Source organism: Spirosoma terrae, assembly GCF_010435915.1.
Lineage (GTDB): Bacteria > Bacteroidota > Bacteroidia > Cytophagales > Spirosomataceae > Spirosoma > Spirosoma terrae.
In genome coordinates this window covers 434,002-457,582 of record NZ_JAAFZH010000005.1, presented here as the reverse complement: position 1 = coordinate 457,582, position 23,581 = coordinate 434,002, and the positions used below count along the sequence as shown (strand labels likewise).

The following is a 23,581-nucleotide window of genomic DNA, read 5'->3' as shown; positions in this document are numbered from 1 at the left end:
TCGACTAAATAACTAAAAGTCAACCAATTACAACAAATCAAGATACTATAATTTAAGTACATTTACTTAAACTAAACCCTCAATAGCAGACAAGATAGGGCTAAAACTAGTTAAACAATAACCCATCACGAATTGTAACCGTACGGTCAGCTAAAGCAGCCAATGTTTCGTTATGAGTTACAATAATGAACGTCTGCCCTAACTCATCGCGAAGTTGAAAGAAAAGCTGGTGTAGTTCTTCCGCATTGTGGGAATCCAGATTTCCACTGGGTTCATCGGCAAACACAATAGCAGGCTTATTAATTAGCGCTCTTGCCACCGCAGTACGTTGCTGCTCTCCTCCCGACATTTGAGAAGGTAAATGATCTAAACGATTTTGAAGCCCTAATGTCTTTAATAACGATTCGGCCCGCTCACGCACAGCCTTTTCGTCTTTACCAGAAATAAAGCCGGGTAAACAAACATTCTCCAGGGCCGTAAACTCAGGTAAAAGGTTATTAAATTGAAATACAAACCCGATCCGTTCATTCCTAAATTGAGCAAGCTGACGATCGTTTAAAGAGAAAACGTTTTGTCCGTCAATACGTAGTTCGCCAGAATCAGGTCGGTCGAGCGTACCCAGGATTTGTAATAAAGTTGTTTTACCGGCACCCGAAGCCCCCACGATAGAAACAATCTCTCCCGGCTCGATCGTTAAGTTGATTCCTTTAAGAACGGGTAAATTACCGTAGTTCCGGCGTATATCAGTTGTTTGAAGAAGCGACACGTATATTTAGTTTTCAGTTTATAGATTTCAGTTTACAGCTTACTATTCCAACTAGCTCCACCACGCAAATTTCACAGATTGCCGCACGGAAAACGGTAAACTATAGACTGTAAACTCTTTTTATTGCTAACTTGCCGCACAAAAATACGATTTCCAATTCTCCTTGTTGCAGTTGCCATGAATATACACGAGTATCAGGGTAAAGAAATTCTGAAAAAGTACGGTGTCCGGATTCAAGAGGGCATCGTGGCCGAATCACCCGAGAAAGCTGTTGAAGCCGCCAAACAAATTATGGCGCAGTCCGGCTCAAAATTCGTCGTCGTAAAATCGCAGATTCATGCTGGTGGACGCGGTAAAGGTAAAGTTGTCGGTAGTGAGCAACGGGGTGTGGCGTTGGCTAAGTCGGTTGACGATGTGCGCGACATTGCTAAAAACCTGATTGGCAATGTTCTTGTAACCCACCAAACAGGACCTGAAGGCAAAAAAGTCAACAAAGTACTGGTTGCTCAGGATGTTTTTTACCCAGGTGCTACCGAGCCAAAAGAGATGTATTTAAGCATTCTGCTTGACCGCACGAAAGCTTGTAACGTCATTATGGCCAGCACCGAAGGCGGTATGGATATTGAAGAAGTAGCCGAAAAAACCCCTGAAAAGATCGTCAAAGAATGGATTGATCCATCGGTTGGTTTACAACCTTTCCAGGCTCGCAAAATTGCATTCGGTTTAGGACTGGAAGGCGAAGCGTTCAAAGAAATGGTAAAGTTCGTGACTTCGCTGTACAAAGCCTATGTAGACACCGATGCGTCGATGTTTGAAATCAACCCGGTTCTGAAAACATCCGACAACAAAATTCTTGCTGTTGATGCCAAAGTGAACCTCGATGATAATGCACTTTACCGTCATCCTGATCTGGCTAATCTTCGTGACATCACCGAAGAAGATCCTCTTGAGGTCGAAGCGAGCGCAAATGACTTAAACTACGTTAAACTGGACGGCAATGTTGGCTGTATGGTAAACGGAGCAGGTCTGGCCATGGCAACCATGGATATCATTAAGCTATCGGGTGGTGAGCCTGCCAACTTCCTCGACGTAGGTGGTGGTGCTAATGCGAAAACGGTAGAAGCTGGCTTCCGTATTATCCTGAAAGATCCAAACGTTAAAGCCATCCTGATCAACATCTTTGGTGGTATTGTACGCTGCGACCGTGTTGCTACGGGTGTTGTTGAAGCTTACAAAGCCATTGGCGATATCAATGTACCCATCATCGTTCGTCTGCAAGGCACGAATGCAGAAGAAGGCGCTCGCATTATCGATGAATCGGGCCTGAAAGTTCAATCAGCTGTTTTATTAAAAGAAGCAGCCGAAAAAGTACGTCAGGTAGTTGAAGCTCTTTAAGAAGTAGATTTCTAAACAGAAAAGCCGGAGTCAAGCTCCGGCTTTTCTGTTTAGAAGATTATCGTTTATAATACTTCATTGCTTCTGGCATTAACGCCTGCAAATCCCGAATCCGACGCTCATCCGACGGATGTGTCGATAAAAATTCAGGTGGTTTTTGGCCGCTGCCAGCCTTAGCCATACGACCCCAGAACGTAACAGCTTCCTGCGGATTGTAACCAGCCAAAGCCATAAATATGACTCCCAAGTGGTCAGCTTCAGACTCCTGTTTTCGGCTATGTGGCAAGGCGCGGCCTACCTGATAGCCTATTGGTAGAGCAGCTCCGACCGCCTGCAACAGAATTGAATTAACCTGGTTGTTGGCTCCACGCGCAGCTAAACCTGTTGCAATCTGCCCACCCTGAATCAACCCATTCGCTAATAATCCTTCGCTCATACGTTCATTACCGTGCTCAGCAATAGCATGCGAAATTTCATGGCCCATAACGGCAGCCGCGCCCGCTTCATTTTGTGTGTAAGGCAAAATACCGGTATAAAAAGCGACTTTACCACCGGGCATACACCAGGCGTTAACCTGCGGACTTTGAATCAGGTTAAACTCCCACTGGAAACCCTCAAGCCGATTGCCCAGATTATTGGCATTCAGGTACTGCTCCATAGCCTGACGTAGTCGATTCCCAACGCGACGGATCATTTCGGCATCGTTTGTCCCCCGAACAACCGTACTGGTATCTAAAACGCCCTTATAATTCGTGAAACTAAGTGGCAACAACTGGTCATTAGGCACCAGCTTTAGCTGATTTCTCCCAGTAATAGGTACTTTTTGGCAACCAATAGCAAAGCCAACAAACAGCATCGCAATAAGTGCATTTTTCATTATTAAATAGGTTTATGTCTGACAGAATGGTTCTGACGTAATATGACCCGCAAAGTACCGGATTTGTTCAAATTTTTCCAGCATATTGCGGTCTACCTGTCATTACTCCTTAGATTTGTGGTATTCTAAATAGTTTAGTGTACGGCAAGTTTAGCTTACAACTATTTATCTAATCTATTGAGGCTTTAACCTCACCTACCTATGAAAATTATCGCCGTTGGCCGCAATTACGCCGAACATATCAAGGAGCTGAACAACGAACAACCTGAAGATCCTGTCATTTTTTTGAAACCGGAAACGGCCATCCCACTCAAAAACGAACCGTTTTTCTACCCAAGCTTTTCAACTGATGTTCATTATGAGGTTGAAATACTGGTTAAAATCAATCGTGTAGGAAAAAATATTGATGAGAAATTCGCGCATAAATACTACGACGAAATTGGCATCGGTATCGACTTTACCGCTCGTGATCTTCAGAGTAAATTAAAGGCGAAAGGGCTTCCCTGGGAACTAGCGAAGGGGTTTAATGGCTCTGCCCCTCTTTCCAATTTCGTTCCTAAAACAGATTATCCGGATTTACAGAATCTCAATTTTCGATTAGATCTTAACGGAGAAACGCGGCAGTTAGGCAATACCAGCCTTATGTTATTTAAGATTGACTACCTCATTTCATTCGTTTCGCGTTACTTTCTGCTGCAACAAGGCGATGTAATTTTCACCGGAACCCCTAAAGGCGTTGGCCCCGTGAAAATTGGCGATCAGTTAACGGCTTATATTGAGGATAAACCTATGTTAACCGTTGACGTTAAATAAATGGTATTACTGAGCTGCTCATATTTTATAAGCACAATTTGGGCGGCAGGCTTCGACTTTTCTTTTGAAACAACTCATAAAGTATAGTTTTCTGGCAGCGCTAATAAGTTCAGGGCCGACATTCGGTCAACCTAACGCTGATTCCTCCAAAAAGCCAGATGAACCAACTGTTCCAGTAACCCGCCACGATGCCCCTGCAGTAGCACCAGCGGGTTATTTTATGTTCCCAATTATGCCTGGATCGGCCAACTCACTGTCCGGAGGATTGGGGGATTTAAGAGCGAACCACTTTCATGCAGGGCTGGATATACGTACTGGCGGACGGGAAGGCCTGGATGTACATGCAGCGGCTGATGGTTACATCTCACGGATTGCGGTCTTCACCGGCGGCTATGGTAACGTAGTGTTCATTAAACACCCCAATGGTCTGACAACCGTATATGGCCACCTCCGTAATTTAAACGATACGTTAGGTACCTATTTACGTTCACAGCAATACGCAAAGAAAACCTTCGAGATTGACCTTCGTCCGGCACCGGGTCGATTCCCGGTGAAACAAGGTGATGTGATTGCTGCTTCTGGCAACACCGGAGGTTCTGGAGGCCCCCATCTTCACTTTGAGGTTCGTGACGCCAAAGACAATCTGATCAATCCATTACTATACGGCTTCTCTGAGCTTCAGGACGATATTCCTCCGTATTTCGAACGGGTAGCCCTAAAGACCATGACGGCTACGTCACGTATTAATGGCGAATACCAACGTATCAGTTACGTTCCCGTTCGTCGGGCCGATGGGTCTTACGTAATCACACAGCCTATCACAGCTTCCGGCCTGATCGGCCTGGAAATACTGGGGTACGACAAAGCCAATGGCTCCCCTTATCGAAATGGTATTAACTGCCTTGAAATCCGACTCGATGGCCGGGAAGTATTTGCCTATAACATGAACAGTTTTCCGAATGAGCAGACTCGGTTTATGAACATTCACGAAAACTATGAAGTAGAGCAAATCAGTGGACAGCGTTATCATCGTGGCTACATCGCCGATGGTAATATCATGAACTTGTATAAACTGCAGAGTAACGCTGCCTATCGGGGTAGGCTCCCTCTCCTGGACGGCCAGCCCCACGAAGTTACGTTAACACTATACGACGCTTTTGACCATGCGGCTCATCTGACCTTTACCATCTTACCAGAGCCACCTCCCCCATCCGCTAATAGGTCCGATTCGTTAGCCATTCAGCCGTCGCCCAATACGAGTCCGTCGTTTATTGGCGAGCCGTCTGCAACAATAACTACCGATGAAAACGTACTGAAGCTGGCGGTAAAAAATATCTCAACCGACGAGCCACTGGTAGCTAAATTACACGTAGGGCACTCTATTGTGGAGCAACCCGTCAGCTACATGCGTAACAACCAAGCGGTTTATCTTATAGATTTGCGTCAGCATCTACCCGATTCCGTGCAGTTCGGTAAAGGTGTCGTTCGCACGTATTTTAAAAAGCGAATTATACCTGGCCGAAGCGAAGTTATTGTTGATGGTAATGCACGACTTAACTTTGGTCAGAAAACGCTATTTGATACGTTGTATCTGGCTATGCGAACACTTCCGGGCGGTGGACTGGAGATAAACCAGTCTACAATCCCAATCAACGAGCCATTAACCGTTCAGTACGTACCCAACTACCCCATTGCTATCGATACGATGCGCACCAAAGCGTATTGGACCAATGGTAATCACAAAAGTTTTCTGGGTGGCACGTGGACGAAAGGTAAAATCGAATTTAAAACCCGCAATCTGGGTCGTTTCCAATTAATGACAGATGCCAATCCTCCAACAGTGGCCATTCAATCGGCAACGCCTAAAGGCATAACGGCAAAAATCAGAGACGATCTATCAGGCATTGCTGAGTTTAGAGCTTTAGTGGATGGCGAATGGGTGTTGATGCAATATGATTACAAACGTGCCTTGCTTTGGTCGGATAAACTCGACCCGGAGCAATTGTTTGAGGATGGAGCGGAAGTAATTGTTCAGGTGAAAGACCGATCTGGAAATATAGGCTCAGACAGCACAACTATTCAGGTTCCACGCCCAGTGCGGCATAAAGCAGTGCCTAAGCGCAAAAAAAGAAGGTAATTAGCCTGTATTGTTTATCTTTTGACCGATAAAATCAAATTCATAATGAGCTTACGTATTGGCGATCAAGCCCCAGATTTTACCAGTACAGATCAAGATGGCCAGCCAATTAGCCTCGCTGATTTTCGAGGCAAGAAAGTTGTCCTGTATTTTTATCCCAAGGACGACACGCCCGGCTGTACGGCGCAGGCCTGTAGCCTTCGCGACAACTACACCGCGCTGAAAGCTGCCGGTTATGAAGTACTTGGTGTAAGTGTCGACGATGCTAAATCTCACAAAAAATTTGCCGGTAAATACGACCTGCCGTTTACCTTAGTAGCCGACCCTGATCAGCAGATTGTGACATCGTATGGCGTTTGGCAGGAGAAATCTATGTATGGCCGTACATTTATGGGTACGGTTCGTACTACGTTTATTATTGACGAAAATGGTATTATTACCGAAATAATCAATAAAGTGGACACCAAGAACCACGCAAACCAAATTTTAAACTAATCTACGTGCGGGCGCCCACGTCCGCCTTTCCCTATACGTATCAGATGCGGCCGTGGGCGTCCGCACCATTAACTACATGGAACTCGAACAACTCGAACACACCGCCACCGCCGTTCGGCGCGACATCGTTCGCATGGTAGCAGCTGTTAACTCTGGGCACCCAGGAGGCTCCCTTGGCTGCACAGACTTTCTGGTCGCCCTTTATTTTGATGTCATGAATCTTAAAAGAGATGCTGATGGCAAGGTAATTTTCGATATGAATGGTCGCGATGAAGATATTTTCTTCCTGTCGAATGGGCATATTTCCCCCGTATTTTATTCAGTTCTAGCACGGGCTGGCTATTTCCCGCTCAGTGAGTTATCTACGTTCCGGAAGCTGGATAGCCGTTTACAGGGTCACCCAACCACCGCCGAGCATCTTCCTGGCGTTCGTATTGCATCGGGTTCGTTAGGCCAGGGACTTTCTGTTGCGTCTGGAGCCGCCTATGCCAAAAAACTTAATGGCGACAAAAGTCATGTCTTCGTTCTGATGGGCGACGGCGAACAGCAGGAAGGTCAGATCTGGGAAGCTGCCCAGTTTGCTCCCAACAAAAAATTGGGCAACCTGACTGCCGTTATCGATTACAACTACGCCCAAATCGATGGTTCGACACGTAACGTGAACGATAACCGCGACCTGGGTGCTAAATACCGGGCTTTCGGCTGGCACGTTGACGAAATGAAGGGCAACGACATGGCCGACGTAGTGAAAACGCTCAAAAAATCGCAGGAAGACCCCGACGTACCGACTTTGATTCTGATGCACACCGAGATGGGCTACGGAGTCGACTATATGATGGGCAGCCACAAATGGCATGGTATTGCGCCGAATGCCGAACAGTTGGAACAAGCCCTCAACCAGCTTCCTTTAACAGTAGGCTATTCAGATTATTAATTTATTGTAGAGACGTAATACAATACAGTATATCTCATTAGGCCATTTAACTACCCTGTGCTTCGTCTTTTTTTCTGGATGAGGCACATTGAACAGAACCTTAGAAAATGAAAAAATACGAGTATACCGAAAAGAAAGACACTCGCTCGGGCTTCGGTGCGGGCATTGCCGAGCTGGGCAAAACCAATCCAAATGTTGTTGCACTCACCGCCGATTTAGCTGGTTCTTTAAAGCTTGAAGCGTTCATCAAAGAAAATCCTGAGCGGTTTGTTCAGTGTGGTATTGCTGAAGCAAATATGATCGGCGTATCGGCAGGACTGACCATCGGCGGTTATATTCCGTTTGCCACTACGTTCGCTAACTTCGCTACGGGTCGTGTTTACGACCAGATTCGTCAATCGGTAGCCTATTCAAACAAAAACGTTAAAATCTGCGCGTCACACGCCGGTGTTACGTTAGGCGAAGACGGTGCTACGCACCAGATTCTGGAAGATCTGGGCATGATGAAAATGCTGCCGAACATGACGGTTATTAATCCCTGCGATTATAACCAGACCAAAGCCGCTACGTTAGCTATTGCCGAACACGAAGGACCAGTCTATCTACGGTTTGGCCGTCCGGTGATTCCTGTTTTTACGCCTGCCGACCAGAAATTTGAAATTGGTAAAGCGTGGACTGTTAATGAGGGTTCGGATGTATCTATTTTCTGTACCGGCCATCTGGTTTGGGAATCCATCAAAGCAGGCGAAATACTCGCTGCCGAAGGAATTGAAGCCGACATTATCAACATTCACACCATTAAACCGTTAGATGAAGAAGCTATTCTGGCATCGGTAAAGAAAACGGGTTGTGCTGTTTCGGCCGAAGAGCATATGCTTAATGGTGGCCTCGGCGATAGCGTAGCCCAGGTATTGGCCCGCAATTACCCGGCTCCAATTGAATATGTCGGCGTACACGATACGTTCGGAGAAAGTGGAACGCCTGATCAACTCATGCAGAAATATGGTCTTACTGCTGACAAGATCGTTGAGCAGGTGAAGAAAGTAATAGCAAGAAAAAATTAGTTTTCAGTGTTCAGCTTTCGGTTTTCAGTGCGCGAAGCGATTTTGCATCAGCCACTGAAAACTGAAAACTGAAAACTGAAAACTGGACTAAAATGACTGACGCAGAACTCCTCGCTAAATATCGCGATCCGTCGAGCCGGAACTATGCCTTTAATCTGCTGGTACGACAGTATCAGCAGAAAATTTATTGGCATATCCGAAAGATGGTTATTGACCACGACGATGCCGATGATTTGGTACAGGAAACATTTATTAAAGTCTGGAATAGCCTGGAACAGTTTCGAGGTGATAGTCAGTTATACACCTGGATATACCGTATTGCTACCAACGAATGCCTGAACTTCCTGAACAAAAAGCGTCGACGTTTTTTCCTGCCAATAGGCGATGTAGAAGGCGAGTTGATGGAAAAGTTGGAGAGCAACTCGGATTTTGTCACGTCGGGCAATAGCCCCAGCGGAGAAGACGTCCAGTTGAAGTTACAGAAAGCCCTTCTGAAGCTGCCAGATAAGCAACGTCTGGTTTTCAATATGAAGTATTTTGACGATATGAAATACGAAGACATTGCCGAGGTAACCGGTACGTCGGTTGGGGCTTTAAAAGCCTCTTACCACTTAGCGGTTAAAAAAATTGAAGATTATCTACATAATTCTGATACATCAGATTAAACCTCAGCGTATGTGTCTTGTCAAATCTCATATACAGAACGAATTGTGTAACTTGTACACAGAACGACAATGGACGAAATGAACAATTTTAGGCTTGACGAACTTCCCCCCGAACATCCGCTCAGGCAACAACCGTTCAGGGCACCCGATGGCTACTTCGATCAGTTGCCGTCGCGGGTACAAGCTCGCGTCACACGCAAGCCCAAACCAGCATTTAGTATCAGTTGGTCATGGCAGCGAACAGCCACTTCACTGGTAGGCGCCAGCCTGATTGCTGTAATGATCTGGAAAACAATACCACAACGACAGGAGTCTTTAGGAAATGAGGCTTTAGCGGGTGTGACTGACGACGTAATTGCAGCTTATCTGGACGATCAGGGTGTTGACCCCTACGAGCTTGTAGACAGTCAGCAAATCCACTCGTCAATGGGTAGTGATACAACGGCCATTCAGTACTTAAATGTAAAACCTGCCGAGATCCAACGACTCATTGACGAACAAAACGTAGCAGAAAGCCTAGGCATCGACTCCTGATTTATAGAATGGTAAATTTTACGGTGATGAGACACGCATGGATTGGTTGGCTAATAGCTTTAGTGATGACAACACACATCGCTCAGGCTCAAAACGACCTTAATGGACGCCAGAAAATTGAAGCAGCCAAAATTGGCATGATTACGAATCGGTTGAACCTGACTACAGATCAGGCTCCGCAATTCTGGGCAGTTTATAACGAATATAATGCTAAGAAGCAGGAGCTTAATCGTAGAATTCGGCAACTGAGCAATGAGCCCGGACGTACGAATTTGAATGAAAATCAACTGGTGAATGGCCTACGCGAGATCAATGCGACAAAACAGAAGCTCGCTGATCTTGATGAGGAATACATGAGTCGATTCCTAAAAGTTATATCGCCCGCTCAACTCACTGAGTTGTATAAAACGGAACAAACATTCAATCGAATGCTAATCAATCGATTGAATAACCAAAACTAAACCGGGATTATTGGGATTTAACTGACCGACGTTGATTTTGTGGGTGATTAAAGCGCTTCTTTGAAACCAAAATCAACGTCGGTCAGTCAAATCCCGCCGGGCCGCCGGAGCGGTTCTGGCTAATAGCGAATTACTTTAAAGCTAGAGATCCCTCCGTCGAAACGAATAGTCATTTTCTTGGTAGCCGCCGAATAACCAGGACTTTCGAACTCGCCACCACCAACATCGGTAAACTCTTCCAGCCGTTCAACGTTAAGAGCCCCATCCTTTATGACCCGGCAGCCCACCTCTTTGGGAACCCGCACTGTAATCGAAGCAGCACCAACATCAAGCTTGATCTCCGACTGATCGGCTTTTGCGCCCAGCTTAAGATCAAGGTCAGCAGCTCCAGCGGCCAGTTTCAGCTTTTTTACGGTATAAGCGCTTAAGTCCAGATCACCCTGCCCGGCCCCTAGTGCAATATCCATTGTCCAGACAGGTTTGTTGTTCAGGTGAACATCCACACGATTCTCAAAATTGCCATCCTTCAGATCGAAGTTATGATTTTCGTCTTTAGGCTTCAACTCAATGGTAGGCGTGTTTGTGGCCTCATCCCGCTCCACCGTCATTGAATACGATCCTATATTCTGCCTGGTGTCAGCTTTGATCAATTCAGATGTTGGATCGCTGATAATAAAACGACCTGCCCCACCAGCCAGCTTAAAAACGGCTTCCCGTGTATCGGCATTCATCGACTCCGTAAATGTATCAGTCTGGATTTTGCTTTCTCTTCGCCCATTCCGTTCGGACCGATAATCATCTTCATTACTATCCTCATCGTCGTTGTCATCATCCCGCTCATTATCGTTATCAGGCTCATCGTCATCATCGTTGTTATTCCAGCTCCAATGACTTCGGTCGCGATCGCGATTATGAGAGAAAAATCCAAAAAGAGTGGTTGGTATCGCCACCGCAAGCATCACTGTCGTTACGAATGCGGCTGGATTACCACGTCGCTCAAGAATAATATTAACGCCTGCTAGAATAAGCAACACTGGCCATAAATTTACGAGCGAATGCCAATCGGCATCCAGCCAACCAGCCCGACGAGCCAGAAAAAGGACGCCAAACGTTAGCAGAAAAATACCCCAGAATAATCCATTTCTTCGTTGCATAACTGAGAAAGTATTAATGTATGGTTATAGAAAGAGGTATGGTTCATTCACATGACTGAGAATTACTTCATACCTCCTTTTACCTATATCATACCCGTTTACTATAAAGGGTTGTTGGGATTATTGGTGTTATTGTTGTTAGGGTCGTATGGGGTTCTGATACGATCTCTGAAAATCAACCACAGACCGATTGCGATCAGAATAAATGGCCATAAATCGCCAAAATCGATGTTGAAGTAGCGGTCCAGCAAAAACAGGACGCCAAGCAAAATCAAAACGGCCCCGCCTACTACACTACGGTCGGGAGATGCGGGTTGGTTGGGGTTATACGGATTCATGGAGAAAATAGGATTTGCATAAACAGTTACCTGATTGACAGAAGCCCCTTGAGGCTGCTTCGGCATCACGATCCACAAGATAATGTAAATCAGTAAGGCAGGAAAGCCCGGTAGCGGAATACCAATCAGAAAAATTAAACGTATCAACGTACGGTTCAATCCAAAATAACGGGCCAGTCCGGCCGCGACGCCACCGACCATAGCTTCGTCGGAAATGCGTTCTAATCGATTGTTCATGGCTTTTTGTTGTCTAAAACCGATGTAAACCTACGAACGCTAACGGATGTGTGGAAGCATATTTGGAGGAATGGATGCGCAGTTGGATAGAAGTATGTTTTCAATGATAGTAGGTAATACATAGTAGCAGGCAGTGAGTAGTAAATACTTGCTTCGCCAGTAGCCAACTGCGCTGTATAGAATTATACGGAAACCACTATCCTCTGAAAATACCTCCTGTAAGGCCAGACGCTTACTCTTCTTCTATGGCTTCGAGAATATCCATCAGTTCACCGAACTCTTTATTTCCTGGCCGTTCTTCATCTCCGCCACTGAGAGCAATACCCCGAACGGGCAACTCAGCCAGGAGATCATGGACATTATCCGCTGAAATGCCCGTACCAAGTAGAACAGCATTCCGACTGGCAATCCGAATTAATAACGTTTTTAGGTCAGCATCAAGATGTACCGAACCAGTACTTTCAAAAAGGACGTAATCAGCCGTGACAGGACCGGCACTAAATAAGGTGTCGAGCTGGTTGAACGTAACGAGCGATAGGTTAATCCGCAAAATAAGCGGCTTATCGAACGAACTTAGATAAGGCAGTAGAGCCGACTCATCAATCTGAAGCACATCCGGCTGATATACGTCCAGCAATTGCTCGATAACTTCTGGGTCAATGGAGGTAGTTTCGCCGACAATCTGTACACCCGCTACCCACGACTTTATTTCTTCAAACTTTTTCGGCTCCACATAGTCTGTAGACTCGGCGTCCATCGAAAAGCCGAGCATATCTACACCCATACCGGCGCAATACCGGGCATCACTAAGATTCGTAACGTTGGAGATTTTAACAAGTGTTGTGAGAGCCATACTATAGTTAATTACGAACCGCGAAGTTAAGGGAGCATCCGACGAAGAGCAAGGACTATGTCTTACACTCCCCCACAAACTCTCGGTCAGCTACCACTACCAACAGGCCGACGCGCGCTTTACCTAACAAGGCTAAAGCCTGCTCCAGAAGGTTGGTCCGGTCACTGCCCCAGGAGTCCACTGCGGTTGTTGAGCAGCGTCCAGAACGGGGGCACAGTCACGTCGCGGCAACGGGCAGTGAGCATCAGGATATTGATCTCACACTGCCCAAACGTCCATTCGGTACGATCCAGACACAGGGTGCTCCGACCGCGCGGGATAAAGAGCGCCATCAACAAGGCAATACACTCATAGTCAAAGGGTAACTTGGTTAAACCATCGCTCATTAGCTTGGGCCGAGCATTATTGATTAAAGTGTTTGGCGATCTGGGGTAGCTGCACGTTTTTAGCCTGAATCAGGCCAGTAATCATCCCTACAAAGCAGCGTTGGCAGTTTGGATAGTTGGCTAATGGTACTTGCTGAAAAAGGGGTAACTTTCCCTTAATCTTCAGCTTTATTGAAAAGCTGTTTTTGGTTGGCTTAGACACCCCAAAAATCAGCTTCTCTTTGTTTCAAATGCACTCCACCATAAATCTTCTGTCTATAATCAGACTTGTCGCAACGGGATAAATACTGCAAATCAGCCATTTGCAAAGCCTCACTGCCTTTATATTTGGCCTTATCTTCAGTAATGGCTACTAATTGGCCTGAGAACAGCTATTTACAACTGTCTAATAGCCATAGAACGACTTTGCTTAATTAAGTCATTGGTTTTCATAACTATAAAATTTGAGTTTACTTCGTAGCGGATTTACAGTCTTGATTACACAGTCAGCGCTACCCGGGATATGCGGTACCGGGTTTAACCTTCGGGACGCGCGGAATGATTACCTGACGAATGATCAACAAATAGAATGGACACCCCGTTGAAGTTGCTCGTCGTGGAGGACGACATGATCATTGCTGCTACCATCGCCCTGCTACTCACTAAACTTGGCTATGAGGTGAGCGGGATTGTGCCGAGGGGCGAAGAAGCCATTCAACATGCTGAAACCAACCGACCTGACCTGATTCTGCTCGATATCAGTCTCAAAGGCGCACTCGACGGTATCGACACAGCCCACGCTATCCATCAGCAGTGGAACATCCCGATTATTTACGTCACGGCCAATACCGACGAAGCTACCTTTAACCGGGCAAAAAAAACGCGTCCCTACGCTTTCATCTCCAAGCCGATCCGGGCAATTGAATTACAACGAGCTATCGAACTGGCCATCAGCCGCCTGGCCGACGAGCCGCCCACCTCTGCCAACCCTGCACCCGACGCGCCCTTTGTGCTCAGTGACCGGATTTTTGTGCGGCACCGCGAAAAGATCGTCAAGATTTTCATCGCCGATATTCTCTTCGTGGAAGCCGACCGCAACTATTGCCACCTGTACACGGCCGACAAAGAATACCTGCTAACAACGACCCTGAAGGCGATGGAAGACAAACTCCCAGTGGCCTATTTTGTGCGGGTACACCGCTCCTATCTGGCCAATCTGACGCAGGTCGATGAGGTGGGCGAAGGGCATATCGGTGTCAAGGGTAAAACGATTCCTCTAAGCCACAACCTGCGAGAGGCTCTGCTGAAACGAATCCAGACTATTTGAGGCTCAAGATCAGCCGCTTGGCAAATCGAAACCATTTTCATTCTCTTCTTCGGTAAGTAATTCCCGACCTTCGGACAGTAAAAGGATACGCTCGTCCGGACGAACTTGGTTGAGCAATATGCTGGCGATAGTTTAGATCCGTTATCAGCCGAATCGTTTGTCAGGATGATAGGGCCGCTCCGTTTCAGACCACACCTAAACTAGGCTTAACCATGCCGTTTCCGTTTGTCACTATTCGTTCACCAGCGATTTTTAACTTCCTGTGGCTCATGCCGGACATGACGCTCATGCTGAAGGGCAAAGCCCCAATAAACGCTGCCCGAAACGTGTATAGCTATGCGTTGGCGTCTCAGGAGCTGGGCATGCAGTTTCAACCCGCCCACGTGCCGCTCAACGAGTGGGCCGACGCTTGATCCTGCTCCAGGCTTCTATCGTTCGCCAAAACTCGTTTTTTTAGTCAACCCAAATCCCCAAAACCAATCAAACTAAATCAATGAGAATCAATCAGATACCACTGATGCTGGTCGTTGTTATGGCCTTGTTTCTATTTGCCGCCAGTTGCAATACACCCGCCAAAGAAACGGCTACCCAAACGGCCAATGCGTCGGTCCAGGCATCTCAACCAGTCCAGGTAGATGAAAAGGAAATTGACACCCTCACGAAAGAATTTTTTAAAAACGTTGAGAAACTGGATATCGAAACGTGCATGTCGTTCTTCGAGGATTCACCGGAATTTTTGTCAATTAATCCAGATGGCACCGTTGGTGACTACGGCTCACTTAAAAAACTGAATGCGGATGGATTCAGCCAGATGGCTTCGTTCAAACTTACGCCCAAAAAGGAAGCCATCCGGATACTATCCGACTCACAGGTCCTCTACGCTTTCAACCACAGTCAGGACGCTACGCTCAAAAACGGCCAGAAATTACACTACGAAAACGTGTCTGGAACAATGCTCTTCACCAAAATCAATGGCGCGTGGAAAGCGACGTTTTACCAGGAGTCGGCATCGGCACCGGTAGCCGTTGAGTAGCAAAGACTGAGCGCATATACAACCTGTATCCTCGCAGCCTTTTTTCTATTCAATAGACCCATGAAGATCAACCAATTTCTACCTTCGCTGTTAACGACCACTTTTGCTGTTTTGCTCATTGGCATGAGCGTTGTAGGCTGTGACCCAAAGCCAAATGCCGACAAGGCTAATGCACTCCAAACCTACTTTGCCCCCGCCGATACGGGTATTCAAACCGGGGGCGTGAAAATAATCCCGATCAAGACTCCGAAGGGCACATTTAACGTGTGGACGAAGCGGATTGGTAACAACCCAACGGTCAAGGTTTTAATTCTGCACGGCGGTCCCGGTGCTGGTCATGAGGCCTACGAGGTGTTCGAGAGTTTTCTGCCTAAAGAAGGCATCGAGTTCATTTATTATGACCAACTCGGCGCGGGTAACAGCGACCGACCAACCGACAAGAGCTTGTGGATACTGCCCCGTTTTGTCGACGAACTGGAACAGGTTCGGGTCGCTTTAGGGCTAAATAAGGACAATTTCTACCTCTACGGCCACTCGTGGGGGGGCATTCTGGGCATAGAGTACGTCCTCAAATACGGGCAAAACGTCAAGGGCTTACTTATCTCAAACATGATGAGCAGTGCGCCCGCCTACAGCCGCTATGCCAACGAGGTACTGGCCAAACAAATGGCCCCGAACGTGCTGGCGGAGATCAAAGCACTCGAAGCTAAAGGCGACTTTGCCAACCCGCACTATATGGAACTGTTACTGCCCAATTATTACGAAAAACACATTTGCCGTATACCAGTTTCGCAATGGCCCGAACCGCTGAACCGGGGGTTTGCCAAAATCAATCAGGAGCAGTACGTGACCATGCAGGGGCCAAGCGAATTTGGCATGGCGGGTAATGCCAATCTGAAAAACTGGGATCGTAGCAAAGACCTGCCCAAAATCACTATACCGACATTGGTTATCGGAGCTACCTACGACACGATGGATCCCAAACACATGGAGTGGATGGCCGGGCAAGTGAAAAACGGCACGTTTCTAGTATGCCCCAACGGTAGCCATTTCGCCATGTATGACGATCAGCAAACGTATTTCACCGGGTTGATATCCTTTCTGAAGAAAGGGAATTGATCGCTTCACACTAACCAACCAAATCCCAATGAAGACCAACCAATTCACCCTGATGCTGGCCGCTTTTGCCGTCCTGCTCCTGTTTGCTATCGGCTGCAATACCGCTCCCCAAAAAGCAGATGAGAAACCAGCGGCTCAATCCGATGCACCGGAGTACTTTATGTTACGGCCCGAACTCGAAAAAGCGTATGGCTATTCCCATGCCGTCCGGATTGGCAATGAACTGAAAATATCGGGTGCGGTCAGTATGGACGAGAAAGGAAACCTGACGGCGAAAGGTGATCTGGGACAACAAATGAAAAATTGCTACGCCGATCTGGACAAAATTCCGAAGCACTATGGCTACACCTGGGACGACGTTGTGGTAGAGAATATTCTGACCACAAACATGCCCGAATTTGTGAACCAGTCGGCTTACCGAAATACGATCTACAAAAAGCAGTTTCCGACCGGGTCGTGGTTTGGTGTAAAGGAATTAGCCTTGCCCGGTCAGTTGATTGAGATTGAGTTAGAAGCCTATAAAGTGCGCTAATTCAGTTAAGCGAATTCGATGATGAACCTCGTCATTTTTACAGATTCCTGCCTGGGGATAGCCCAAACCTCCCATGACACATAGACGAGTTTTAGCCGCTATACTACAATGACCTTCCCACTCCCCTATACATCGGCAACCGCAGGCTCTCTGAATCCTGCGCCTTCATTAATCAAAAGCCGCGTTGACTCCATCGACGTACTGCGGGGCCTGATTATGGTCACTATGGCGCTGGACCATACACGCGATTTCTTTCACGCCCAGGCCAATATCGACGACCCGCTCAATCTCGATACCACCACGCCGGTCCTGTACGCCACTCGCTGGATTACCCATTTCTGCGCTCCTACGTTTGCCCTGCTATCCGGTACATCCATCTACCTGCAGGGTTTACGAAAATCACGCAGCGAGTTGAGTGTGTTCCTGCTGAAACGGGGTCTGTGGCTCATTGTAGCCGAGGTACTCCTGATTGCGCCGGTGGATACGTTTACCCTGTTTAATCCCATCACGCTGGTCGTTTTCTGGTCGCTGGGCATCAGCATGGTGTTCATGGCCGCGCTGACGTGGCTACCGTTCCGAGCCATACTAGGCATTGGGTTAGCGATCGTTTTAGGCCATAATCTGCTGGATGCGGTGGAACAGGCCCCGGGACTTACGTCGGGTTTTTGGTGGGCGTTGTTTCACGGTGGCAGTCACCGTGTGTTTGACTACGCGCCTGGTCGGGCCATTGTGGTACTGTACCCATTTCTTCCCTGGCTGGGGCTAATGATGCTGGGTTACTGCCTGGGCCGTTTGTTTGAGCCAGCGGTTTCGGCCAGGAAGCGTCAACAGTGGCTATTTTATCTCGGTGCCGGAGCCATTGGGTTATTTGTGGGGTTGCGTTTGCTGAATGCATACGGCGACCCCTTCCCCTGGAGCGTCCAGAAAGACGGCCTCACAACGTTGTTCTCGTTCATGAAGGTGCATAAATACCCGCCATCGCTGCTGTACATGTGCATTACGGTAGGGCCGGGACTGCTGGGACTGGCGTTACTGGAGAATGTACACAACCGCGTTACGGGCGTGCTGCGTACCTACGGACGAACGGCTTTTTTTTATTACACGCTCCATTTTTTTGTGCTGCATACCCTGCGCATGATTGTCTTTTTTGCCGCTGGCCACACCATGACGGAGGCCGATAAAGCGCTACAAACCATACCGATGCGGTTTGTGCTACCCGGCCATGGAGGCTACAACCTTGGGGTGGTTTACCTCATCTGGATAGCCGTTGTCGCGTCGTTGTATCCCCTGTGTCGCTGGTATGATGCCTACAAGACAACGCACAAAGAGCAGTGGTGGCTGAGCTATCTGTGATCAACCAATCCGGGCATCACATCATACAGGAACGTTGGCCCCGGTGGCCAACGAAGACACCAAACCCGCCCGAGGCTCAGAATCAGCCTCTAATCCCAGCTTATACTGCTGGAGAATCGATCTTAAAAACAATCAATCAAATCAATCAAATTCATGAAGCAACTCCTGATTTCCCTATCTGCTCTTTGGCTACTGGTTAGCCTCAGCATGTCGACCTCTGCACAGGCTCAGCAAACGTCAACGACTCAACTCAAAAGTATACACCTGTTCGATATGCCAGCCGGTGTAACGGAAGCCCAACTGTCGGCAATGATCGGCGAGTTGAATACAATCATTAAACGGTTAGGCTACAGCAACGCCGGATACACACTCTACAAAGTAGCCGGAGAAGGAACCGACACATACCGCTACTACTTCGAGGGCAATTGGCCTAATACCGAAGCGTACAAGAAAATCCACGACGATAAATCGTTTCAGGAAGCAGATAAAAAATTGGGTACGGTGTACGAGAAAATAAAAGCCGTTGAACTCTACCGTCGCTTAGTGAAAGTGAAATAAAACGTCTAATCCATCACAAAACCAATGAAAACAAATCCATTTACCCTGATCCTGGCCGTTTTGGCTATTACGTCTGTCTGCATTACGGGTTGCAACGCCCCCGCCCAAAAAGCAGAAGCGACCACTGAGCAGGTAGCTGATAAACCCGATATGGCTACCATCAAAACGGAAATACAAGCCATCGAAACCGAATGGGCCAGCGCCACAACAGCTAAGGACATCGATAAAGTGATGGCACTCTACGCAGACGATGCCATAGAAATGAATGACGACGTACCTATGCTTGTTGGCAAAGCCGCCATCCGACAGGCTATGCTCAAAAGCTGGGAAGCTCGCAAGGCCGGGACTACGGTTTCCTACGAGACGATGGACGTGTACGGTGATAGCAACCTGGTGACCGAAGTTGGGAAGATAACGAATAAAGACAAAGCTGGCAACGTAGTGAATACCGGCAAATACATGGGCATTTTTGAAAAACGCGACGGAAAATTTATCTGCATCCGCGATATTAACAACGAGGATCAGAAAGACAAGTGAGCCTGGGGTTTTAAAGGGATCGGGTAGCCCGGTGAATGATCCGATACCGATCGGATATACGATCGATGTCTGGCCTATTACGCTGAATGAGCCCAAAAACGGTCGCTGGTTTCCCAATCCGTTTAAACTTACGTTAATCATGACGCTCAAATTCTCCATACGTATCCTGGCCGTTTTTACGGCTCTTCTCCTGTTTGCCGCTGGTTGTCATTCACCGGCACCGTCAACGCCCGCTACGGCTGAAGAACTGTCCCAAATGAACCGGGACTTTGCCGCTGCGATCAACGCCAAAGATGTCGTGGCTGCTGCGAACTGCTATGCGGATGAGGCTACGTTGTATCCGCCCAATGAGCCTGCCGTTACAGGTCGGCAGGCCATTCTCAACTACTGGAAGGGTGCTATTGACGCGGGGGCCACCCATGTATCCGTCAAAACGATTGCTACGGGTAGTGAAGGGAACCTGGGGTGGGAAACGGGTCAGTTCCAGATGGACGTAAAAACGCCCGATGGAAAAATCGTGGTCGATAAGGGCCGGTACACCGAGTTGCTCAAACGCAATACAGACGGGAAATGGGTCTCCATCATGGGCATGTGGAATGCCGATGCACCACCCGTCCCTTGACAGATCGCTTTCACTGGCTCGGAAAACCTATTTTCGTATCTTGTGAGTTACAGCATTCCGGTTGTCCCAAGATGGGTAAATACGTTGTTTTTAGGTGGCTCCTCCTGTTAGTGTGCCTGTCCGCGCCAGACGGGCAAGCACAGTCCACGGTGCTTTACTTCGACGAACCTCCCAAAGAAACGCTTGGCCGCAACCGAAATCAACTAACCATCAATCGATTCTTTACCGACCGCGACGATTTTCTCTGGTTCGTCAGTGGTAGTGGTCTGAACAGGTACGACGGCCATGAAATCGTAACGGTGCGCTCTGATCCGGCAGATTTGAACTCCCTCTCCTCGGCGCGTGTGGCGGATATGATTCAGGATGAGCGAGGCACCTTCTGGATAACCACCCGCGACGGGGGCCTTAATGCCTACAATCAGCGAACCGGCAACGTGGCCCATTTTAGACACCTGCCCACCAACAAAACCAGTTTATCGTCGGATAAGCTTCGGTTTCTTCAACGCGATGAATCCGGTTATCTCTGGATCGGCAGCGATTATGGCATGAATCGATTCGACCCTAAAACGGGCCGTACTGTCCGTTTTTTGCCCAAACCAGGCGAGTCAGGGCAATTGCAGGGCAACCCGCTGTCGCCGATTCTGATTGAATCGGCGGGCCAATCCAGGCTGGGCAATATTTACGTTTGCACAACGGCCGGGTTTGAGCAGTTTGACCGGACCCGTAACCGTTGGCGGTGCTTTCCGACGGTAAATAAATCAGGGGTACCCATCATCAACACTACAGATGGTCTCAATACGATTAACGGCCTCTGCAAAGATCGTCGCGGCCTGATCTGGATGGGCATTTCGGGCCAAACCGGGCTGCGGATTTTTAACCCTGAAACAGAGGAAATCAATTGGTTCGACAGGCGAACAGCCGATGGCAAACCAATTCCGTTTCCAAACGTGATTCTGGAAGATCGGGCGGGGCGGCTCTGGCTTTGCTGCGATAACGACATCTTTCGTATTTCAGCCGACCGGACCGTCGTGGAGCAATGCACAGCCGTAGCCATCAGCAATGGCGAACAGCTCAAGGAATTTGTAACGCTGTATGAAGATCGACAGGGGTTAATCTGGCTGGAGCGGGCGAGCGACAAAAATCCGCTTTTTTTCGACCCCCGACAGGAACGCCACCCCAACATTCCACTGCCAAAATTTACTAACACCGCCAGTGCAGGTACGGCACGGCCTGGATTGGCACGGCCCGTGGCGGAATTCCTCATGCCCGACCCGGAAGGCTTCCTCTGGATCAGTACCGATTTGGGCCTGATTCGTTATAATCCGGGCCACGCCAGGCCGTCCCGGAATGAAATGAAAACTGTACTGAAACAGCCCTTCACCTATTTCACCAGCCCGCTGCCAGGTGTGGCCGGAAACAGTTACGATCCATATCTGCTGGTTGGTGCGGAAGCTGGCGTGTTCGTTTACAACAAAAAGACGGATCGTCTCACACCCGTCCGTTTAGATAAGGCCGGGCGTAATACGATCCCGAATGCCATCGCTTCAGCCCTTGACAAGGATGGTGACCTCTGGATTTCAACCTGGGGAAAAGGACTTTTCCGAATTCCAAGGGGCTGTCTATCGGTTGAGACGGGGCTGGTGAGTACCTATGAACAGTGGAAAAACGATCCCAACAATGCCAACAGTTTACTCTCAAACACACTTCAGAAAATTGCGGTTGATGCCCGGAACACCGTGTGGGTCTGCGGAGCGGCTCACGGCCTTAGTCGGGTAAACAAACGAACGCGGCAAGTACAGCGGTTTGTGCTCCGACAAGGCGCCCCCTACGGACTGGCCAGCAACTACACCTATGCGCCCCTGATTGATAAGCAGGGCGATGTGTGGGTAACGAGCGGGTATGCAGCTCCCTTACAGAAGTTGTCGGTCAAAACGGGGCGATTCAAAAAATATGATCTCACCAACGGGTTTACGGATGATTATTTTGCCCACGCTACCCTCGACAAAACCGGCAAAATATGGTTCAACCAGCATCAGGTGGTATCCTGTCTCGACCCCCTAACGGAGCGTGTAACCACGTTTCCGCAGTTTGTCGGCAACTCCGTGTACTCTACGCCCATTACAACACTGGCGACTACCGGCGAGATTTATTTCGGTTGCCAGAACAACTTACGGCGGTTTGGGCCAACCGATACCATCCATACTATTCCGAAAGCCTCATCACCGTTGCGGTTGGTGGGCGTTTCCTGCTTCGACATCGACGGAACGCAAACTATGCGGCCCCTGCCCCCGGATCGCTGGCGAACCAATGAGTTGGGCTTGTCGCACCGAGAAAACACACTGGAACTAAAATTTGCGCTGCTGGATTACCGCAACACCAGCAGTCGTGCCTATGCCTATTCCCTGACTGGGCCGAATGACAAGCCACAATGGATAAGTATTGGGCCCAAAAACACCGTTAATTTTGCCCAGATGAAGCCGGGAACGTACCTGTTCCACCTGAAAGCCCGTAACAGCGACGGAATCTGGACAACTCTGGTGCCCCTCCGTATCAGCATAAGCCCACCCTGGTGGCAAAGTCTTTGGGCCTATGCAGCTTATGCGCTGCTGCTGCTACTCGGCTTTTGGTACTTATTGACGATCCGTCTGCGTGAACAAGCCCGTGAACTGGCCCTTCAGGAAGCCCTAGTCATTAAACAACAGCGCGACGAGATTGCGCAGAAAAACGCTCAGAACGAACTGCTGCTGAAAGAGATTCACCACCGGGTCAAGAATAATCTGTCCGTGGTATCGGGGCTGCTCGCCTTGCAGTCGGCTAAAGTTACTGACCCCAACGTACAGGAAGCGATACAGGCCAGTCAAAACCGGGTGCAGAGTATGGGCATCATTCACCAGAAACTGTACCAGGGTAAGCAGTTAGGGGCTATCGAAATGCGAGACTATTTTAATAATCTGGCTGAAAGCATTCTCGATTCGTTCGATGCGGCCGGGCGTATCACCATCGATTGTCCAATGCCCGAGCTAGAACTGGATATTGACACGGCGGTTTCGATAGGATTATTAACGAATGAGTTAATCACTAACTCGCTTAAATATGCATTTGTAGGTACGGACAACGGCACCATCCGCATCAGCCTGACGCGGATGGGCGACGATTCGTTGCTGCTACAAGTGGCCGACAACGGGATTGGCAAGCCGCCCGTGGAAGCCCTCAACGAAACGGGCTTCGGCACCCAGTTAGTGGAGCTGCTTACACGCCAACTTGAAGGCACGCTCACCTACGAAAACCAGAATGGGACGTTGGTCAAACTCCGCTTCAACCGGCCAGTTATTACCTAAGTTTAGACAAAATCAGAACCCTGTATTTGGTCGTTTGCTTATCTGGCAACCAATTTCCGGCTTTCGGTAGGAGT

At 48.3% G+C, this 23,581-nt stretch carries 24 protein-coding genes; 19 read left to right on the top strand and 5 right to left on the bottom strand.

Going from position 1 to position 23,581, the window contains the following annotated elements:
- Positions 1 to 106: 106 nt before the first annotated feature.
- The gene (locus GK108_RS14855; RefSeq protein ID WP_163949651.1) at positions 107 to 766 is read right to left on the bottom strand and encodes an ABC transporter ATP-binding protein; all 660 of its coding nucleotides are present in this window, start codon (positions 764 to 766) and stop codon (positions 107 to 109) included.
- 177 nt (positions 767 to 943) lie between these two features.
- Here GK108_RS14855 and sucC point away from each other — a divergent pair, with 177 nt between their 5' ends.
- Positions 944 to 2,161, top strand: coding sequence for an ADP-forming succinate--CoA ligase subunit beta (gene sucC / locus GK108_RS14850; protein WP_163949649.1), 1,218 nt, complete (start codon positions 944 to 946; stop codon positions 2,159 to 2,161).
- Between the two features lie 58 nt (positions 2,162 to 2,219).
- Here sucC and GK108_RS14845 read toward each other — a convergent pair whose 3' ends face one another.
- Complete coding sequence (locus GK108_RS14845; RefSeq protein WP_163949646.1) at positions 2,220 to 3,038, bottom strand: M48 family metallopeptidase; 819 nt, start codon at positions 3,036 to 3,038, stop codon at positions 2,220 to 2,222.
- Between the two features lie 201 nt (positions 3,039 to 3,239).
- Between GK108_RS14845 and GK108_RS14840 the strand changes: the two genes are divergently transcribed.
- From GK108_RS14840 to GK108_RS14805, 8 genes are all read left to right on the top strand, one after another.
- A complete protein-coding gene (locus GK108_RS14840) occupies positions 3,240 to 3,851 on the top strand; it encodes a fumarylacetoacetate hydrolase family protein (RefSeq protein WP_163949643.1) in 612 nt (203 codons plus the stop codon).
- Between the two features lie 220 nt (positions 3,852 to 4,071).
- Positions 4,072 to 5,988 carry a M23 family metallopeptidase gene (locus GK108_RS14835; RefSeq protein ID WP_163949718.1) on the top strand — a complete coding sequence of 639 codons (1,917 nt, stop codon included), beginning with the start codon at positions 4,072 to 4,074 and terminating at the stop codon, positions 5,986 to 5,988.
- A gap of 45 nt (positions 5,989 to 6,033) precedes the next feature.
- Positions 6,034 to 6,483 (top strand): thioredoxin-dependent thiol peroxidase, encoded by a 450-nt coding sequence (gene bcp, locus GK108_RS14830; protein ID WP_163949640.1) that lies wholly within the window; start codon positions 6,034 to 6,036, stop codon positions 6,481 to 6,483.
- 76 nt (positions 6,484 to 6,559) lie between these two features.
- Positions 6,560 to 7,417, top strand: a complete 858-nt coding sequence (locus GK108_RS14825) for a transketolase (protein ID WP_163949636.1) — start codon at positions 6,560 to 6,562, stop codon at positions 7,415 to 7,417.
- Between the two features lie 107 nt (positions 7,418 to 7,524).
- Complete coding sequence (locus GK108_RS14820; protein ID WP_163949634.1) at positions 7,525 to 8,481, top strand: transketolase family protein; 957 nt, start codon at positions 7,525 to 7,527, stop codon at positions 8,479 to 8,481.
- A gap of 92 nt (positions 8,482 to 8,573) precedes the next feature.
- Positions 8,574 to 9,146 (top strand): RNA polymerase sigma factor, encoded by a 573-nt coding sequence (locus tag GK108_RS14815; RefSeq protein ID WP_163949630.1) that lies wholly within the window; start codon positions 8,574 to 8,576, stop codon positions 9,144 to 9,146.
- 78 nt (positions 9,147 to 9,224) lie between these two features.
- Positions 9,225 to 9,680 carry a hypothetical protein gene (locus tag GK108_RS14810; protein ID WP_317166530.1) on the top strand — a complete coding sequence of 152 codons (456 nt, stop codon included), beginning with the start codon at positions 9,225 to 9,227 and terminating at the stop codon, positions 9,678 to 9,680.
- Between the two features lie 8 nt (positions 9,681 to 9,688).
- Entirely contained in the window at positions 9,689 to 10,141 is a 453-nt protein-coding gene (locus tag GK108_RS14805; protein ID WP_163949625.1) for a hypothetical protein, read from the top strand.
- 119 nt (positions 10,142 to 10,260) lie between these two features.
- Here the strand turns inward: GK108_RS14805 and GK108_RS14800 are convergent, their stop codons facing one another.
- From GK108_RS14800 to trpF, 3 genes are all read right to left on the bottom strand, one after another.
- On the bottom strand, positions 10,261 to 11,295 hold the full coding sequence (locus tag GK108_RS14800) for a LiaI-LiaF-like domain-containing protein (RefSeq protein WP_163949622.1): 1,035 nt from the start codon (positions 11,293 to 11,295) through the stop codon (positions 10,261 to 10,263).
- A gap of 101 nt (positions 11,296 to 11,396) precedes the next feature.
- Complete coding sequence (locus tag GK108_RS14795) at positions 11,397 to 11,870, bottom strand: PspC domain-containing protein (protein ID WP_163949619.1); 474 nt, start codon at positions 11,868 to 11,870, stop codon at positions 11,397 to 11,399.
- A 232-nt stretch (positions 11,871 to 12,102) separates the two neighbouring features.
- Positions 12,103 to 12,723: a phosphoribosylanthranilate isomerase gene (trpF, locus tag GK108_RS14790; RefSeq protein WP_163949616.1), complete on the bottom strand. Its 621-nt coding sequence runs from the start codon at positions 12,721 to 12,723 to the stop codon at positions 12,103 to 12,105.
- Between the two features lie 954 nt (positions 12,724 to 13,677).
- Between trpF and GK108_RS14785 the strand changes: the two genes are divergently transcribed.
- From GK108_RS14785 to GK108_RS14740, 10 genes are all read left to right on the top strand, one after another.
- Positions 13,678 to 14,415 (top strand): LytR/AlgR family response regulator transcription factor, encoded by a 738-nt coding sequence (locus tag GK108_RS14785; RefSeq protein ID WP_163949613.1) that lies wholly within the window; start codon positions 13,678 to 13,680, stop codon positions 14,413 to 14,415.
- Between the two features lie 212 nt (positions 14,416 to 14,627).
- Complete coding sequence (locus GK108_RS14780) at positions 14,628 to 14,828, top strand: hypothetical protein (RefSeq protein WP_212592806.1); 201 nt, start codon at positions 14,628 to 14,630, stop codon at positions 14,826 to 14,828.
- 80 nt (positions 14,829 to 14,908) lie between these two features.
- Positions 14,909 to 15,448: a nuclear transport factor 2 family protein gene (locus GK108_RS14775; protein ID WP_246224905.1), complete on the top strand. Its 540-nt coding sequence runs from the start codon at positions 14,909 to 14,911 to the stop codon at positions 15,446 to 15,448.
- Between the two features lie 60 nt (positions 15,449 to 15,508).
- Positions 15,509 to 16,567 carry a proline iminopeptidase-family hydrolase gene (locus tag GK108_RS14770; protein ID WP_163949610.1) on the top strand — a complete coding sequence of 353 codons (1,059 nt, stop codon included), beginning with the start codon at positions 15,509 to 15,511 and terminating at the stop codon, positions 16,565 to 16,567.
- A 28-nt stretch (positions 16,568 to 16,595) separates the two neighbouring features.
- Positions 16,596 to 17,099, top strand: a complete 504-nt coding sequence (locus GK108_RS14765) for a RidA family protein (RefSeq protein ID WP_163949607.1) — start codon at positions 16,596 to 16,598, stop codon at positions 17,097 to 17,099.
- A 108-nt stretch (positions 17,100 to 17,207) separates the two neighbouring features.
- Positions 17,208 to 18,452, top strand: a complete 1,245-nt coding sequence (locus GK108_RS14760; RefSeq protein WP_163949604.1) for a DUF1624 domain-containing protein — start codon at positions 17,208 to 17,210, stop codon at positions 18,450 to 18,452.
- Between the two features lie 153 nt (positions 18,453 to 18,605).
- On the top strand, positions 18,606 to 19,010 hold the full coding sequence (locus tag GK108_RS14755; protein WP_163949600.1) for a hypothetical protein: 405 nt from the start codon (positions 18,606 to 18,608) through the stop codon (positions 19,008 to 19,010).
- 24 nt (positions 19,011 to 19,034) lie between these two features.
- Positions 19,035 to 19,547, top strand: coding sequence for a YybH family protein (locus tag GK108_RS14750; protein ID WP_163949597.1), 513 nt, complete (start codon positions 19,035 to 19,037; stop codon positions 19,545 to 19,547).
- 31 nt (positions 19,548 to 19,578) lie between these two features.
- Entirely contained in the window at positions 19,579 to 20,169 is a 591-nt protein-coding gene (locus GK108_RS31480) for a YybH family protein (protein ID WP_163949594.1), read from the top strand.
- Positions 20,170 to 20,318: 149 nt separating this feature from the next.
- Positions 20,319 to 23,507 (top strand): histidine kinase dimerization/phosphoacceptor domain -containing protein, encoded by a 3,189-nt coding sequence (locus tag GK108_RS14740; RefSeq protein WP_394366279.1) that lies wholly within the window; start codon positions 20,319 to 20,321, stop codon positions 23,505 to 23,507.
- Positions 23,508 to 23,581 lie beyond the last annotated feature (74 nt).

Coding starts and splice junctions, on each gene's coding strand:
- sucC (WP_163949649.1), top strand. CDS start 944: ATGAATATACACGAGTATCAGGGTAAAGAAATTCTGAAAAAGTACGGT.
- GK108_RS14845 (WP_163949646.1), bottom strand. CDS start 3,038: ATGAAAAATGCACTTATTGCGATGCTGTTTGTTGGCTTTGCTATTGGT.
- GK108_RS14840 (WP_163949643.1), top strand. CDS start 3,240: ATGAAAATTATCGCCGTTGGCCGCAATTACGCCGAACATATCAAGGAG.
- GK108_RS14835 (WP_163949718.1), top strand. CDS start 4,072: ATGTTCCCAATTATGCCTGGATCGGCCAACTCACTGTCCGGAGGATTG.
- bcp (WP_163949640.1), top strand. CDS start 6,034: ATGAGCTTACGTATTGGCGATCAAGCCCCAGATTTTACCAGTACAGAT.
- GK108_RS14825 (WP_163949636.1), top strand. CDS start 6,560: ATGGAACTCGAACAACTCGAACACACCGCCACCGCCGTTCGGCGCGAC.
- GK108_RS14820 (WP_163949634.1), top strand. CDS start 7,525: ATGAAAAAATACGAGTATACCGAAAAGAAAGACACTCGCTCGGGCTTC.
- GK108_RS14815 (WP_163949630.1), top strand. CDS start 8,574: ATGACTGACGCAGAACTCCTCGCTAAATATCGCGATCCGTCGAGCCGG.
- GK108_RS14810 (WP_317166530.1), top strand. CDS start 9,225: ATGAACAATTTTAGGCTTGACGAACTTCCCCCCGAACATCCGCTCAGG.
- GK108_RS14805 (WP_163949625.1), top strand. CDS start 9,689: ATGGTAAATTTTACGGTGATGAGACACGCATGGATTGGTTGGCTAATA.
- GK108_RS14800 (WP_163949622.1), bottom strand. CDS start 11,295: ATGCAACGAAGAAATGGATTATTCTGGGGTATTTTTCTGCTAACGTTT.
- GK108_RS14795 (WP_163949619.1), bottom strand. CDS start 11,870: ATGAACAATCGATTAGAACGCATTTCCGACGAAGCTATGGTCGGTGGC.
- trpF (WP_163949616.1), bottom strand. CDS start 12,723: ATGGCTCTCACAACACTTGTTAAAATCTCCAACGTTACGAATCTTAGT.
- GK108_RS14785 (WP_163949613.1), top strand. CDS start 13,678: ATGGACACCCCGTTGAAGTTGCTCGTCGTGGAGGACGACATGATCATT.
- GK108_RS14780 (WP_212592806.1), top strand. CDS start 14,628: ATGCCGTTTCCGTTTGTCACTATTCGTTCACCAGCGATTTTTAACTTC.
- GK108_RS14775 (WP_246224905.1), top strand. CDS start 14,909: ATGAGAATCAATCAGATACCACTGATGCTGGTCGTTGTTATGGCCTTG.
- GK108_RS14770 (WP_163949610.1), top strand. CDS start 15,509: ATGAAGATCAACCAATTTCTACCTTCGCTGTTAACGACCACTTTTGCT.
- GK108_RS14765 (WP_163949607.1), top strand. CDS start 16,596: ATGAAGACCAACCAATTCACCCTGATGCTGGCCGCTTTTGCCGTCCTG.
- GK108_RS14760 (WP_163949604.1), top strand. CDS start 17,208: ATGACCTTCCCACTCCCCTATACATCGGCAACCGCAGGCTCTCTGAAT.
- GK108_RS14755 (WP_163949600.1), top strand. CDS start 18,606: ATGAAGCAACTCCTGATTTCCCTATCTGCTCTTTGGCTACTGGTTAGC.
- GK108_RS14750 (WP_163949597.1), top strand. CDS start 19,035: ATGAAAACAAATCCATTTACCCTGATCCTGGCCGTTTTGGCTATTACG.